Genomic DNA, 14858 nt, shown 5'->3' on the forward strand with positions numbered 1-14858 from the left:
ATCCACCGAAGTGGACGGGGTATCAACTTCTGGCGTTGATTTTTGGCACGCTGTTGAGTTCTCAAGGAACGGACGCTTCCTTCGTACTCACCCTCAGTAACACTTACTGGGGCTTTCCTCCGGGCTTTCGTTCTTACGCTTCCAACTCTACCACATCATTTCCGCGCCGTTTCCGGCTTGGATTTGAATTCGGTGGCCGTTGGAGGGCCTTTGGCCTTTCGGCGCTCCACCACGTTAGCGCTTCTCCCGTGCGACTCATAATCGGGCCGCTGGACTCGAATTCGGGCACGCCGAATACGACCCCGCCAGGGGTGCGTTGTAAGTAGTGGGTTGGCCGCTCCGAGGGGCTGCTCTCGGCAGCGCCCCGTTCCAGCGGCTCGGGCTACGTTAGGCGTCTGCCCATGCCGAGTCAAGTCAAACGGCGGCGCGGCACATGGGCCCTGTACTGGCTCACCGTGGGGTCGTTCGTGATCCAGTAGCGGTACGGGTGGGCCGCGCCGGCGCCGCCGACGCCCGTGCGGGGGCCGTTGCTCACGAGGTCCGGGCTGGTGGCGGTACCCGCAAGGAGGGACAGGGGCGACTCGGGCCCCGTGCAGAGGTCGGCGCCGTCCAAGGAGCGGTCGACCGCCAGGGCGGTGGCCAGACGGGCCGGGCCTTTGGCCAGTTCTCGGTCACTTCTGGCTTTAAGTCGACGTTTGCGAGCGAGCTCGGCGCCCACGGTGATCTCCCCGGCGCGCAGCAGGACCCCACTCGCGTGGTCCGGCGGTCCGCACACCAGGTTGAGGCTGAACCACATGCCGTAGATGAAGTAGACGTACGCGTGACCGGGCGGGCCGAACATGGATGCGTTGCGCGCGGTGCGGCCGCGGTAGGCGTGGGAGCCCGGGTCGGCCTCCCCCTCGTAGGCCTCCACCTCGGTGATGCGCAGTTCGATGGGCCCCTCTTCTGTACGGCGGACCAGGATGCGGCCGAGGAGGTCCGGGGCCACGGTGAGGACCGGCCGGTCGAAGAAGGATCGGGCCAGGGGCGTACGGTCGGGTCGCGCGCTCATCCGGTCGAGCGTAGTGGAACGCGTCCTCCTGCAACCGGGGCCTAAGGTTCCGCGTTGATACGGGTAGTCGCAAGAGCCTTTCTAGGGGAGTCAGAGCATGGGGTTCAAGAAGCTGTTCGCGGCGCTGGGTGCCGGTGGCGCCTCGGTGGACACGATCATCACCGAGCCGAACGTCGTGCCCGGCGGCATCGTCCAGGGCGAGGTCCGGATCCAGGGCGGTTCGGTGGAGCAGCAGATCGAGGGGCTGTCCGTCGGTCTCCAGGCACGCGTGGAGGTGGAGGGCGGCGACCAGGAGTACAAGCAGGACATCGTCTTCACGAAGCAGCGTCTGGGCGGCGCCTTCCAGGTGCAGGCCGGCGCCCTGCACGTGGTGCCGTTCGCGCTGGAGATCCCGTGGGAGACGCCGATCACCCACTTCGAGGGCCACCACCTGCACGGGATGAACATCGGCGTCAGCACGGAGCTGGAGATCGCGCGTGCGGTGGACGCCGGCGACCTCGACCCGATCAACGTCCACCCGGTGCCGGCACAGCAGGCGATCCTGGACGCGTTCCGTCAGCTGGGCTTCAGCTTCCGCAGTGCGGACATGGAGCGGGGCCACATCCGCGGGACGCGGCAGACGCTGCCCTTCTACCAGGAGATCGAGTTCCTTCCGCCGTCGCAGTACCGCGGGCTGAACCAGGTCGAGCTGACCTTCGTCTCGGACGGCCGTGAGATGGACGTCGTCCTGGAGATGGACAAGAAGTCGGGGCTGTTCACCGAGGGCAGCGACACGTACCGCTGCTTCCAGGTGGGGCTCCAGTCGTACCAGGGGACCGACTGGGCGGCTTACCTGAACCAGTGGATCGCGTCCGTGGGTTCGCAGCGCAACTGGTTCTAGGCTCGGCCGGTACTGGTTTGTTACTGGTTCGCGATCAGGAGGTTCAGCAGTGGCCGAGCAGAACAGGGCACCCCTTCCGCACGACTTCCACCCGGAGGTACCGGCGTTCTCGGTGGAGAGCGCCGATCTGGAGCCCGGCGGCGACTTGGGTGAGGCCCAGGTCCTACAGGGTGGGAACCTGTCGCCGCACCTGCGGTGGGAGGGGTTTCCGGAGGGGACGAAGAGCTTCGCGGTGACCTGTTTCGACCCGGATGCGCCGACGGGCAGCGGGTTCTGGCACTGGGTGCTCTTCGACCTGCCGGCCTCCGTCACCGAGCTGCCGGCGGGTGCGGGCAGCGGGAAGTTCGAGGGGCTGCCCGCCGGGGCCGTGCACGTGCGCAACGACTACGGCACGCAGGACTTCGGCGGCGCGGCCCCGCCGGCGGGTGAGCGCCACCGGTACGTGTTCACCGTGTACGCGGTGGACAAGGAGAAGCTCGGTGTCGGCGCCGATGCCTCTGCGGCCGCCGTCGGATTCAACCTGCGTTTCCACACGTTGGGGCGGGCGCAGTTGATCGGGGAGTACGAGGCTCCCGCCGGCTGATCGTTCGCCTGCCGTTTGCCCGGTCCTGGTCTAAAGACGACCAGGACCGGGCATTTTTATTGCGTTGTCCCGCGTGGCGCGCGCGGCCAGAGTGGTCGCGGGCCCTGCTGCCAGGGTGGTCGCGGGCCTGCACACGGGAGGTGGGCGAGATGCGGGACACGCTGGTGCTGAATGCGAGCTTCGAGCCGCTGTCGACGGTGACGCTGAACCGGGCGGTGGTCCTGGTGCTCCAGGACAAGGCCGTCGTCGAGCAGTCGCATCCCGAACTGCGCGTGCGCGCCGCCACCATGGACCTTCCGATGCCCCGGGTGATCAGGTTGTGCAGGTACGTCCGGGTGCCGTTCCGAAGACACGCTCCCTGGTCGCGGAGGGGGGTGCTGGTCAGGGACCAGCACCGGTGCGCGTACTGCGGGAAGCGCGCGACGACCGTGGACCACGTGCTGCCCCGGGCGCAGGGCGGCGGGGACACCTGGTTGAACACGGTGGCCTCCTGCGCCGAGGACAACCACCGCAAGGCCGCGCGGACTCCGGAGGAGGCCGGAATGCCCTTGCTGCGCAAGCCTTTCGTGCCGTCCCCGGCCGATGCCATGCTGCTGGCCCTCGGGGTCGGCGACCGGGAGGCCCTGCCGGCCTGGCTGGAGCGTACGGCCTAGCCTCCTCCGTTGAGCGACGTAGCTTCCCTACGTCGCTCAACGGACCAGGAGCTGGACGATCGCCAGGAGTCCGACCACGACGATGACCGCACGGAGTGCGGTCGGCGGGAGGCGTCGGCCGACCTTGGCGCCGATCTGGCCGCCGATGGTGGAGCCGACGGCGATGAGCAGGACGGCCGTCCAGTCGAACTCGGCGACGAACAGGAAGAGGACGGCGGCGATGCCGTTGACGAGGGCGGCGACGACGTTCTTGACGGCGTTGACGCGTTGCAGGTCCTCGTGGAGGAGCAGGCCCATCAGGCCGAGGTACAGCACGCCCTGCGCGGCGCCGAAGTAGCCCCCGTACGCGCTGGAGAGCAGCATGCCGCCGAGCAGGGCGGGCCCGCCGTCGGGGTGTCCGCTGTCGCCTCCGGCGGCTTCCTGGCGGCGGCGCAGGGCGGCGGCGAGGCGCGGCTGGAGGACGACGAGGACCAGGGCCAGTCCGATGAGGACGGGCACGATCGTGTCGAAGGCGTCCGACGGCAGGGTGAGGAGCAGGACCGCGCCCGCGAGCCCGCCGACGAGGGAGACGCTGCCGAGCCGGATGATGCGGCCGCGCTGTCCCTGGAGCTCCTTGCGGTAGCCGAGGGCTCCGCTGAGGGAGCCGGGTACCAGGCCGAGGGTGTTGGACACGTTCGCGGTGACCGGCGGGAGGCCGGTGGCGAGGAGCACCGGGAAGGTGATGAGGGTGCCGGAGCCGACGATGGTGTTGATGGTGCCTGCGCCGATGCCTGCGGCGAAGACGGCGAGTGACTCCCAGAGGGACATCGAGAACAGAGACGTGGACATGGACCGGGCCATCCCCTTTGCAGAGTGAGTCGCCTCCCCGCCATGAAGGTCGAGGGGCCTCACTGATCATGCACGAGGGGACGGCCGTCCCGGTGGAGGGGGTCCGAGCAGGGGTCCCGGGGGTCAGTCGATGGGGGGCTGCTCGCGGCGCTCCGGTCCGCTGCTGTCCCCGGGGGTGCCCGGCGTCTTGCCGGGGTTCTGCGGGTTGAAGCCCGGAGTCCCGCCCATGGGGCCGAAGTTGCCCATGGCGCCGGAGAGGCCCTTGAGCGCGTCCCCGATCTCGCTGGGCACGATCCAGAGCTTGTTGGCGTCGCCTTCGGCGATCTTCGGGAGCATCTGGAGGTACTGGTAGGCGAGGAGCTTCTGGTCGGCGTCGCCGGCGTGGATGGACTCGAAGACCGTACGGATGGCCTGGGCCTCGCCCTCGGCCTTCAGCGCGGCGGCCTTGGCCTCACCTTCGGCGCGCAGGATGGAGGACTGCTTCTCACCCTCGGCGCGCAGGATCTCCGACTGCCGGACACCCTCGGCCTGGAGGATCGCGGCGCGCTTGTCGCGGTCGGCCCGCATCTGCTTCTCCATCGAGTCCTGGATGGAGGTCGGCGGCTCGATCGCCTTGAGCTCGACGCGGTTGACGCGGATGCCCCACTTGCCGGTGGCCTCGTCGAGGACGCCGCGCAGGGCCGCGTTGATCTCCTCGCGGGAGGTCAGGGTCCGTTCCAGGTCCATGCCGCCGATGATGTTGCGCAGGGTGGTGACGGTGAGCTGCTCGATGGCCTGGATGTAGCTGGCCACCTCGTACGTCGCGGCGCGGGCGTCGGTCACCTGGTAGTAGATGACGGTGTCGATGTTGACGACCAGGTTGTCCTGGGTGATGACCGGCTGCGGGGGGAACGGGACGACCTGCTCGCGCAGGTCGATGCGGTTGCGGATCGAGTCGATGAACGGGACCACGATGTTGAGGCCCGCGTTGAGGGTCCGCGTGTAGCGGCCGAAGCGTTCGACGATGGCGGCGCTGGCCTGCGGGATCACCTGGATCGTCTTGACCAGTGCGATGAAGACCAGAACCACCAGAATGATCAGGACGATGATGATCGATGACATGCGGTTCCCCGTGCCCTTCCGGCTGTCTGTGCTGCCCCGTTCAGCGGAGTCTCGCAGACCCCGGGGCCGCAGGTCCGCTCCTTGGCTCACATGACGACGGCAGTGGCTCCGTCGATCTCCACCACGTCGACCCGCTGGCCCGGTTCGAAGCTGCTGTCCGCGTCGAGGGTGCGTGCGGACCAGATCTCGCCCGCGAGTTTGATCCGGCCGCCGCTGCCGTCGACGCGTTCGAGGACGAGTGCGGTTCTGCCCCTCAACGCGTCGATGCCGCTGCGGTGTTCGGGGCGTTGGTCGCGGTGGTGGTTGGCGATCGACCGGACGACGGCGATGAGCGCGACCGACACGATCACGAAGACCAGTACCTGCGCGACCACTCCGCCGCCGAAGGCCGCGGTGACGGCGGCCGCGACCGCGCCGACGGCGAACATGCCGAACTCCGGCATGGCCGTCAGGACGAGGGGGATGCCGAGCCCGACCGCCCCGATGAGCCACCACACCCATGCGTCGATGTTCACATGGTCATGGTAGGTCGGCCGGGCGCGGTCGGGACAGGGTGCGACGGTCTGCGTACGGGGTGCTAGCGGAGCGGCAGGCCCTGGGCCGTCCAGCGGTCGTTGCCGTTGCGCTCGACGACCAGCGGGAGGCCGAAGCACAGCGAGAGGTTGCGGGAGGTCAGTTCCAGCTCGATCGGGCCCGCGGTGACGACCTTGCCCTGGCGGATCATCAGGACGTGGGTGAAGCCGGGGGCGATCTCCTCGACGTGGTGGGTGACCATCGCCATGGACGGCGCGAGCGGGTCGCGGGCGAGGCGGCCGAGGCGGCGTACGAGGTCCTCGCGGCCGCCGAGGTCGAGGCCGGCGGCGGGCTCGTCGAGGAGGAGCAGCTCGGGGTCGGTCATCAGGGCGCGGGCGATCAGGGTGCGCTTGCGCTCGCCCTCGGAGAGGGTGCCGAACTTCCGGTCGAGGTAGTCCGTCATGCCGAGGCGGTCGAGGAAGGCGCGGGCGCGCTGCTCGTCGATCTCCTCGTACTCCTCCTGCCAGGTCGCCGTCATGCCGTACGCGGCGGTGAGGACGGTCTGCAGGACGGTCTGCCGCTTCGGGAGCTTGTCGGCCATCGCGATGCCGGCGACGCCGATGCGGGGGCGCAGCTCGAAGACGTCCACCTTGCCGAGGGTGCTGCCGAGGATGGTGGCCTTGCCCTTGGTGGGGAAGAGGTAGCTGGAGGCGACGTTGAGCAGGGTGGTCTTCCCGGCGCCGTTGGGGCCGAGGATCACCCAGCGCTCCCCCTCCTTGACCGACCAGGAGACCTGGTCCACCAGAGCCCGGCCCTCGCGGACCACGGATACGTCCACCAGCTCCAGAACATCGCTCATGAGCGTGTTGTCTCCCCTTGCAGTCTCGGATCGTCAGTGCACCTGTGGGCGCAGCCCCAGAGGAAAACCTACGCCACTCGCGGAGGCGTCCGGGCGCCAGGATGGCCGCGGGGCCCGATCCGCGGCCGTTGCGGGGCCGATCCGTAAAGTGGGGGAATGCTTTTCGAACCACGTTCAGGGCGGCTGGCCGCCTGGGGGAACGCGCTGCTGGCCGGACTGGTCTCGCCCGACGAGGCCGCGATGTCGATCGTGGGCGAGGACGCCGTGCACCGGGTGGAGGGGCTGCCCGGCGAACCGGGTCCGGTCGGGCTCACGCTGGCGCTCGGCCGGATGCGGGCGCTGGGGGTGACCGGGCTGCGGGTGGCGCTGCCGGCGCCGGGGCATCCGCTGGGGCTGAGCGGTCCGCCGGAGTTCAATGCGCGGGCGCTGGAGGCCGAGGAGGCGGTGGTCGCGGTGGGCGCGGCGCTGGGGCTGGTGCCGGAGGTGCACGAGGCCGGGCCCGCTGGTGACCTGCACGTGGAGGTGGTGTGGCACTGCCTGCCCGTACGGGAGGCGCCGCCGGCGGACGTGCCCTCGCTGGGTGAGGCGGAGCGGGAGCTGGCGGAGGCGCTGCGCGAGGCGACGGTGCTGCTGACCCGGCTGGACGTGGCGGGCTCGGGGCCGGTCGCGGAGGCGGCGCTGTCGGCGTACCGGGCGCGGGCACAGGCCGGCGGCGAGCTGCTGGCGCCGGGGTATCCGGCGCGGGCGGTGCGGGTGCTGTCGCTGGCGCAGCGGGTGGATCTGATGGTGTCACTGGCCAACGAGAAGGGGCACGGCGGTGCGGTGGCCGCCTCGGAGATGGCGGCGCGGGCGGAGGCGCTGCGGCCGGTGGAGCGGGTGGCCCGGCGGGCTCTGGTGGCGGCGTACAACGCGGCGGTGGAGGAGCGCGAGCGGGGCTGACGCCGTCGGCTCCGCCCGGCGGGGCCCTGGCCGGGGCGTCGGGCCCGGCCCTCGCGCCGGCCAGGCGGGGATGGGCCCGGCGGGGATGTGCCGCGGCGGGGATGGGCCCGGCGGGGATGTGCCGCGGCGGGGATGTGCCGCGGCCCCGCTTCCCGGGGAGAGGGGGGAGGCGGGGCCGCGGTGTCACGAGCCGGCCGAGCCGGGGCGGCCCGCAGGGCCGAGCCGTGCGCGGAGGGCGTCGGCGAGGGCGTCGGGGAAGGCTCAGCCGTTGACGCCGGTGTTGCCCCAGACGCCGTTCAGCAGGCCGATCACCGTCACGGTGTTGCCGACCGCGTTCACCGGGACGGCCACGGGGGCCTGGACCAGGTTTCCGGAGACCACGCCGGGCGAGTTCAGGGCCGCACCCTCCGCCGCGGCACCGCCGTGCGCCGAGGAGACACCGGCACCCGCGGCAAGGAGACCGCCCGCGATCATGGTGATGGCAGTGGCCTTCTTGATGTTCTTCACGTTCTTCGTCCTCCAGTTGCGTCCGCCGCGGCCGGCCGCCGCGGCACGTCAGGTAGAACGCTCATCGGACGAACGGGATACGCCATGTGGGCTACATACACCCGACCGTATGAATCTCGGACCGGAGCCGTTCGGACCGGCTGCGGTCGGCCTCAGTCGCTGATCCCGTGCCTGACCGCCCACAACGCCGCCTGGGTGCGGTCCGCCAGGTCGAGTTTCATCAGGATGTTGGAGACGTGGGTCTTGACGGTCTTCTCGGACAGGACGAGTGCGCGGGCGATCTCCCGGTTGGACCGGCCGTCCGCGATGAGGGAGAGCACCTCCTGCTCCCGGTCGGTCAGGGAGCCCGCGCGGTTCGGGGCGGGCTGCGCGTCCTGGGAGAGCAGCGCCTCCGCCACCTCCGGCTGGAGCAGGACGTGGCCCGCGTGGACGGAGCGGATCGCCCCGGACAGGGCGTCGGGGTCGATGTCCTTGTAGACGTATCCCGCCGCGCCGGCCCGCAGCGCCGGGACCACCGTCCGCTGCTCGGTGAAACTGGTGACGATCAGGACCCGTGCCGGGTTCTCCAGAGCGCGCAGCCTGCGCAGGGCCTCGATGCCGTCGGTGCCCGGCATCTTGATGTCCATGAGGATCACGTCGGGGCGCAGTTCTTCGGCCCGGGCCACCCCCTCCTCGCCGTCGGCGGCCTCGCCGACCACCTCGATGTCGTCCTGGACCTCCAGGAAGGTGCGCAGGCCGCGCCGGACGACCTGGTGGTCGTCGACGAGCAGCACGCGGACCCTGCGGGGCGTGTCAGCCACCGGGGACCTCCATCTCGATCGTGGTGCCCGTTCCGGGCGCCGAGTGCACGGTGAGCCGGCCGCCGACTCCGCTCGCCCGGTCCCGCATGGAGACGAGGCCGAGGTGGCGGCCGGCTCTGCGGACCGTGGAAGGGGAGAAGCCGCTTCCGTTGTCCGTGACGGTGAGGACGGCGCCGCTGCCGCGGCGGGCGAGGGCGACCTCGACGCGGCTGCCGCCGGAGTGGCGCAGCGCGTTGTGGAGGGCTTCCTGGGCGACGCGGAGCAGTGCTTCCTCCTGGGTCGCGGGAAGGGCCCGTAGCCCCGCGCAGGTGAAGGTGACGCGCGCGGTGTGGGCGCGGTCGAGTACGTGGACCTGGTCGCGGAGGGTGGCGATCAGGCCGTCCTCGTCGAGGGCGGCGGGGCGCAGCTCGGTCACGGCGGCCCGCAGTTCGTCGGCCGCCTCCGCGGCGAGGGTGGCGACCTGCTGGAGCTCGCCCTTGGCGCGGGCCGGGTCGCGGTCCACCAGGGCGGCGGCGGCCTGGGCGGTCAGGCGGAGCGAGAAGAGCTTCTGGCTGACGGCGTCGTGCAGCTCGTGGGCGAGGCGGGAGCGTTCCTCGGCGATGGTGAGTTCGCGGCTGCGTTCGTAGAGCCGGGCATTGGTGAGGGCGATGGCCGCGTGCTGGGCGAGGAGGGCGAGGAGCTCCTCGTCCTCCTCGGTGAAGCCGCCGGGGCTGCGTTTGTTCGCGAGGAAGAGGGCGCCGAGGGTCTCTTCGCCGTCCCGGATGGGCCGGCCGAGGAAGTCGGACATCTCAGGGTGGGCGGCCGGCCAGCCCTCGAAGCGCGGGTCCTTGCGCACGTCGGCGAGCCGCTCGGGGCCGTCCTGGTGGAGCATCGCGGCGAGGATGCCGTGCTGGCGGGGCAGCGGACCGATCCTGCGCCACTGCTCCTCGCTGATGCCGTCCACGACGAACTGGGCGAAGCCGCCGTGGTCGTCCGGGACGCCCAGGGCCGCGTACTCGGCGTCGAGCAGCTCCCGGGCCGAGACGACGATGGTGCGCAGGACGTCGCGCACCTCCAGGCGGCGGCTCATGGCGAGCAGCGCGGTGCTCACTGCGGCGAGGCCGCTGCGGGGTCCGCCGTGTGTGGGGCTACCGGTCATGGCCTCACCGTACTCGCGGCTCTGACCTGCGGGATCGGGCTGCCGCCTGAGGGCGGGGGCCGTGCGGCCTAGTCCTCAGGTAGGGGGTGGGGCGGGGCCTTTCCCGTCTTGAAGAGGAGGGGGGTCCGGGGGGCCTGGTCCTCAGGGTGGAGAAACCGTCACGGAATGCATTGCTGTCGCAACGCGTGGTGAAACTGTTACGCGGCCGATGTGAGCCCGCGCATAGGACCCAGGTCACTTACGAAGGCGCGTAGTACAGGCGTAAGGACGCGGTCAGCGCTGCGACACCTAGCGCCGGGGCCTGAATTCCGGGCTCGGCGCGGGTCCGTGATCCACTAAGCAGCATCGTACGTCACACCTTTGCCACAGGATTTTGCCCCCGCTAAGAATTGCTCCCGTCGCACAGCGCCGCGGATTCCGATCCAGGCAGCGCCTTCCTGCGGCTCCCGCTATTCGAAGAGGTTGCTCACGCATGTCCGAGACCAGCACCCCCGGTTATCGTCGCCTGACGAAGGCGCACAAGCTCTCCTTCGCCGCCGTCGCCACCCTGGGCGCCGCCGCCCTGGCCGCCACCGTCGTTCCGGCCGGTACGGCCGACGCCGACACGGCCGTCACCGCCGCCCCCGTGGCGTGGACGCAGGCCGTCGACGCGGTGCAGGCGAAGACCGTGCAGCAGCACCTCACCGCGCAGACGGTCGTCGCGGACAAGCTGGCCACCGACGCCGCGAAGGTCGAGGCTGCGGTGAAGGCCCAGGCCGCCGCCAAGGCGAAGGCCGACGCCGCTGCCGCCAAGGCCAAGGCCGAGGCCGCCGCGAAGAAGGCCCGCGAGCAGAAGGCCGCCGCCAGCCGCTCGGCCGCCCGCAAGCCGGTCTTCGCCAACAACCTTGACGGCTGGATCAAGGAAGCCCTCTCCATCATGAAGCGCGAGGGCATTCCGGGTACCTACGCCGGCATTCACCGCAACATCATGCGTGAGTCCAGCGGTAACCCGATGGCGATCAACAACTGGGACATCAACGCCCAGAACGGCATCCCCAGCAAGGGTCTGCTCCAGGTCATCTACCCGACCTTCAAGGCCTACCACGTCAAGGGCACCAAGTTCGACCAGTACGACCCGGTCGCCAACATCGTCGCCGCATGCAACTACGCGGCCGACCGCTACGGCTCGATGGACAACGTCAACAGCGCCTACTAAGGGCGACTGCGGGAGCAACCCCCCATGCGCGCCTCAGGGCGGCACCCGGTTCCGGGCGCCGCCCTGAGGCGTTGGTGCGTCCACGTGCGACTGCTCGTACGCGGCCGCTGCTAGTTGCGCATGACCTCGGGCTCGTGGCGGCGCAGCAGGCGCTGCACCGCGAAGCCGCAGGCGATGCCGAGGGCGAGCAGGACGAAGACGTCCAGCGTCCACTGGCCGGCCGTGGCATCCCACAGCGGGTCGGTGTTCTCCGGGTGCTCGACGTCCCACGGCGCCATCAGCTTGCCGAGGTTCAGGGTGGTGCCGGCGGCGGCGATGGCCCAGCGGGAGGGCATCAGCCAGGCGAACTGCTCCAGGCCGGGCTTGTCGTAGATCTGGAACAGGATGCCCGTGAAGACGACCTGGACGATCGCGAACATGACCAGCAGCGGCATGGTCTTCTCGGCGGTCTTCACCAGCGAGGAGATGACCAGGCCGAACATCATCGACGTGAAGCCCAGCGCGATGACCGAGATGCACATCTCGGCGGCCGGGGACATGAACAGGCCCTCGGCGGGGAGCTTGCGCGGGCCGAAGCCGATGGCGCAGATGATCACGCCCTGGACGGCCGTGATCACACCGAGGACGATCACCTTCGACATGAGGTATGCCGTCCGGGACAGGCCGGTCGCGCGTTCCCGCTCGTAGATGACCCGTTCCTTGATCAGTTCACGGACCGAGTTGGCGGCGCCCGAGAAGCACATGCCGACCGAGAGGATCAGCATGATCGTGCCGGCGTCGCCGTTGAAACGGCTCGGCGGGGTCGGCGGCGCGAGGCCGAACTTCGCCGGGATGACCGTGGAGACGATGCCGAGGACGGCGGGCAGGATCAGCATCAGGGCCATGAAGCCCTTGTCGGAGGCGATCACGGAGACGTAGCGGCGGATCAGGGTCCACAGCTGCGAGCCCCAGGCCTGCGGCTTCGGCGGGATCATCTGCTGCGGCGGCATGGCGACGGACTGCGGGGCGACCGCGTCGAGGTCCGCGGCGTACAGCTGGTAGTGCTGCGAGCCCTTCCAGCGGCCGGCCCAGTCGTAGTCGCGGTAGTTCTCGAACGCCGAGAAGACGTCCGCCCAGGTGCTGTAGCCGAAGAAGTTCAGCGCCTCGTCCGGCGGGCCGAAGTACGCGACCGAGCCGCCCGGGGCCATGACCAGCAGCTTGTCGCACAGACCCAGCTCGGCGACGGAGTGGGTGACCACCAGGACCGTGCGGCCGTCGTCGGCGAGGCCGCGCAGCAGCTGCATGACGTCGCGGTCCATGCCCGGGTCGAGGCCGGAGGTCGGCTCGTCCAGGAAGATCAGCGAGGGCTTGGTGAGCAGCTCCAGGGCCACCGACACGCGCTTGCGCTGACCGCCCGAGAGCGAGGTGATCTTCTTGTCCTTGTGGATGTCGAGCTTGAGCTCGCGCAGCACCTCGTCGATGCGCGCGGCGCGCTCGGACTCCGCGGTGTCACCGGGGAAGCGGAGCTTGGCCGCGTACTTGAGGGCCGTGCTGACCTTCAGCTCCTTGTGCAGGATGTCGTCCTGCGGGACCAGGCCGATGCGCTGGCGGAGCTCCGCGAACTGCTTGTACAGGTTGCGGTTGTCGTAGAGCACGTCGCCCTGGTTGGCGGGGCGGTAGCCGGTCAGGGCCTTGAGCAGGGTGGACTTGCCGGAGCCGGAGGGGCCGATGACGCCGATGAGCGACTTCTCCGGGACGCCGAAGGTGACGTCCTTGAGGATCTGCTTGCCGCCGTCGACCGTGACCGTGAGGTGGCGGGCCGAGAAGGAGACGTCACCGGTGTCGACGAACTCCTCAAGGCGGTCGCCGACGATCCGGAACGTCGAGTGGCCGACGCCGACGATGTCGTTCGGGCCGAGCAGCGCGGTGCCGGACTTGGGCAGCGGCTGGCCGTTGACGTAGGTGCCGTTGTGGCTGCCGAGGTCGTGGATCTCGAAGCGGCCGCCGGTGGAGCGGAACTCCGCGTGGTGGCGGGAGACCTGGAGGTCCGAGACGACGAGCTCGTTGTCCAGGGCGCGGCCGATGCGCATGACGCGGCCGACGGCGATCTGGTGGAACGTCGTCGGGCTGCGGTCGCCGCCGTAGCCGGGAGCAGCCGCGCCCTGCGGGGCGGCGGCGCCCTGCTGGTGCGGGAACTGCTGCTGCGGCTGGGGCTGCTGTGGCTGCTGATAGCCGTGGTGCTGCTGAGGCTGCGGCTGGGCCGGGGCCTGCTGGGCCTGGGCCTGGTAGGGCGCCTGGTAGGCGGGAGCCTGGGCGGCGACCGGTGCCTGGTAGGCGGGAGTCTGCTGCGGCACGGCTTGCTGCGGCGCGGCGGCGCTCAGATTCAGCCGCGGGCCGTCGGTGGCGTTGCCGAGGTGGACCGGCGTACCGGGCACGAGCTCGGTCTGCTGGACCCTCGCGCCGTGCACGTACGTGCCGTTGGTGCTGCCGTGGTCTTCGAGGCCCCAACCCCTGCCGTTCCAGGCGATGGTGGCATGCCGCCACGACACCCGGGCATCGTCGATCACCACGTCTCCCTGGGGATCACGCCCCAGCGAGTACGACCTGGACGGATCGAGCGTCCAGGTCCTTCCATTCAATTCCAGTACGAGTTCCGGCACTCCAGCCCCACTTAGGTCCCCCGAGAATCCCCCTGGCCGTCAGGGAGTCCGACGTCAGGGAGTCTAGGGATGGCGAACATCCGGGGGAACTATTTCAGGCCTGGGGCCACATGTGGAATCGGGGCCCGGCAGCGGCGTCCGGGCCTGCCTGTTGACGGTGTCGAAAGCCACCCGGAGAGTGCGATACGGGACTTCTCGCCGCCCCGACCCCCTGCCCCGGCCGGCCGCTGCCATCCGCACCCTCCTGACGCGCGCGGTGCAGAGCCGCCGCCCCGAAGCATGCCACGGGCCCCGGCGGCGGCTCCGCGACGGCCCGAGCCGGGGGCCGACCATCACGGGCCGCGGGCCCGCCCACAGCCGGACAGGATCCGGGGCCGGCGCGCCCGGGCGATGCAGGGCTCCGCACGCGAAGCCACGCCGCGCAGGGCCCGGTCGCGGCTCCGCCCCAGCCCGCCCCCCTCGGGCCGCGGGCTCGCTACAGCCGGCCGTGCGCCCGCGCGCCCAGGAGGTGCAGGGCCCCGCACGCGAAACCGTGCCACGCGGGCCCCGGTCGCGGCTCCGCGACAGCCCGAGCCACGAGCCGACCGCCTCGGGCCGCGGGCTCGCCCTCGGGTCGCGTCGCCGCTGCCGCACCTTCGGGGCCGGGTGCCCAGCCCTGGGCGACGCCCCCGGGCGCAAGGGTGGGGTCGGGGAGGGGGCAGCCCCTCGGCACCGCGGCCGCGCGGCTGCACGGGGGGGGCGGGTCTCCCGCCAGGCACCGGGCCCCGCGGCGGGACCGAGGGGCCGGGCTGGCCGGCAGGCGCGTTCCAGCCGGGCAGGCAGAGGTCGCTTATCCCAGGCGGGGAGGTGTGGGCCTCACCGAGGCCCGGGCCGCTGGGACGGAGCACCTGGCTGCCAGGCCCCTGGCGGTGCGGACGCTTCAAGACGCGGCGGTCCGCAGGGACCGGAGCTACGAGACGCACCCGATCAGGCACCCCGGAGGCTCCGGTGCAGGAACCCACCGCCCGACCCGGGCTTCGGACCCCGGCCGACGGCGGGCCGCGGGGCGGGGTGGGCCTTCAAGACCCGACGCCCGCCCCTGCCGCGCAGGGGCGGGCGCGGGCTGGCCCCAGGCCCGGGCCGCATGGGCCGGGACATTCGAGAACCGGCAGGCAGCGCCGGGCACGCGAGCC

General features: G+C 70.9%; 14 protein-coding genes. 5 read left to right on the top strand and 9 right to left on the bottom strand.

Annotated features, from left to right (window positions below; translation table 11 throughout):
• Positions 1 to 409: 409 nt before the first annotated feature.
• Positions 410 to 1051: a DNA-3-methyladenine glycosylase gene (locus AB0B01_RS13135; protein ID WP_361716844.1), complete on the bottom strand. Its 642-nt coding sequence runs from the start codon at positions 1049 to 1051 to the stop codon at positions 410 to 412.
• 97 nt (positions 1052 to 1148) lie between these two features.
• Between AB0B01_RS13135 and AB0B01_RS13140 the strand changes: the two genes are divergently transcribed.
• From AB0B01_RS13140 to AB0B01_RS13150, 3 genes are all read left to right on the top strand, one after another.
• A complete protein-coding gene (locus AB0B01_RS13140; RefSeq protein WP_356853691.1) occupies positions 1149 to 1931 on the top strand; it encodes a sporulation protein in 783 nt (260 codons plus the stop codon).
• 49 nt (positions 1932 to 1980) lie between these two features.
• A complete protein-coding gene (locus tag AB0B01_RS13145; RefSeq protein WP_361716848.1) occupies positions 1981 to 2514 on the top strand; it encodes a YbhB/YbcL family Raf kinase inhibitor-like protein in 534 nt (177 codons plus the stop codon).
• A gap of 149 nt (positions 2515 to 2663) precedes the next feature.
• Positions 2664 to 3167, top strand: coding sequence for an HNH endonuclease (locus tag AB0B01_RS13150; RefSeq protein WP_361716851.1), 504 nt, complete (start codon positions 2664 to 2666; stop codon positions 3165 to 3167).
• Between the two features lie 36 nt (positions 3168 to 3203).
• Here the strand turns inward: AB0B01_RS13150 and AB0B01_RS13155 are convergent, their stop codons facing one another.
• From AB0B01_RS13155 to AB0B01_RS13170, 4 genes are all read right to left on the bottom strand, one after another.
• Positions 3204 to 3974, bottom strand: coding sequence for a sulfite exporter TauE/SafE family protein (locus AB0B01_RS13155; protein ID WP_361717105.1), 771 nt, complete (start codon positions 3972 to 3974; stop codon positions 3204 to 3206).
• 144 nt (positions 3975 to 4118) lie between these two features.
• A complete protein-coding gene (locus AB0B01_RS13160) occupies positions 4119 to 5096 on the bottom strand; it encodes an SPFH domain-containing protein (RefSeq protein ID WP_361716854.1) in 978 nt (325 codons plus the stop codon).
• Between the two features lie 86 nt (positions 5097 to 5182).
• Positions 5183 to 5611: an NfeD family protein gene (locus AB0B01_RS13165; RefSeq protein WP_361716857.1), complete on the bottom strand. Its 429-nt coding sequence runs from the start codon at positions 5609 to 5611 to the stop codon at positions 5183 to 5185.
• Positions 5612 to 5673: 62 nt separating this feature from the next.
• Entirely contained in the window at positions 5674 to 6468 is a 795-nt protein-coding gene (locus tag AB0B01_RS13170; RefSeq protein ID WP_361716859.1) for an ABC transporter ATP-binding protein, read from the bottom strand.
• Positions 6469 to 6624: 156 nt separating this feature from the next.
• Between AB0B01_RS13170 and AB0B01_RS13175 the strand changes: the two genes are divergently transcribed.
• Positions 6625 to 7407, top strand: coding sequence for a hypothetical protein (locus AB0B01_RS13175; protein WP_361716862.1), 783 nt, complete (start codon positions 6625 to 6627; stop codon positions 7405 to 7407).
• A gap of 261 nt (positions 7408 to 7668) precedes the next feature.
• Here the strand turns inward: AB0B01_RS13175 and AB0B01_RS13180 are convergent, their stop codons facing one another.
• The 3 genes from AB0B01_RS13180 to AB0B01_RS13190 all read right to left on the bottom strand — a co-directional run bounded on the left by AB0B01_RS13180 (position 7669) and on the right by AB0B01_RS13190 (position 9852).
• Positions 7669 to 7914: a chaplin gene (locus tag AB0B01_RS13180; protein WP_361716865.1), complete on the bottom strand. Its 246-nt coding sequence runs from the start codon at positions 7912 to 7914 to the stop codon at positions 7669 to 7671.
• A gap of 152 nt (positions 7915 to 8066) precedes the next feature.
• Positions 8067 to 8714, bottom strand: coding sequence for a response regulator transcription factor (locus AB0B01_RS13185; protein WP_361716868.1), 648 nt, complete (start codon positions 8712 to 8714; stop codon positions 8067 to 8069).
• Positions 8707 to 9852 (bottom strand): GAF domain-containing sensor histidine kinase, encoded by a 1146-nt coding sequence (locus tag AB0B01_RS13190; protein WP_361716871.1) that lies wholly within the window; start codon positions 9850 to 9852, stop codon positions 8707 to 8709. Before AB0B01_RS13190 ends, AB0B01_RS13185 begins: the two co-directional genes overlap by 8 nt.
• A 472-nt stretch (positions 9853 to 10324) precedes the next feature.
• On the opposite strand from AB0B01_RS13190, the gene AB0B01_RS13195 reads away from it, so the two are divergent.
• Positions 10325 to 11047: a transglycosylase SLT domain-containing protein gene (locus AB0B01_RS13195; protein WP_361716874.1), complete on the top strand. Its 723-nt coding sequence runs from the start codon at positions 10325 to 10327 to the stop codon at positions 11045 to 11047.
• Positions 11048 to 11157: 110 nt separating this feature from the next.
• On the opposite strand, the gene AB0B01_RS13200 is transcribed toward AB0B01_RS13195, so the two are convergent.
• Positions 11158 to 13665 carry an FHA domain-containing protein gene (locus AB0B01_RS13200; protein WP_361717108.1) on the bottom strand — a complete coding sequence of 836 codons (2508 nt, stop codon included), beginning with the start codon at positions 13663 to 13665 and terminating at the stop codon, positions 11158 to 11160.
• Positions 13666 to 14858: the final 1193 nt, after the last annotated feature.

This window comes from Streptomyces sp. NPDC044571, assembly GCF_040647115.1.
In the GTDB taxonomy this organism is placed as follows: domain Bacteria; phylum Actinomycetota; class Actinomycetes; order Streptomycetales; family Streptomycetaceae; genus Streptomyces.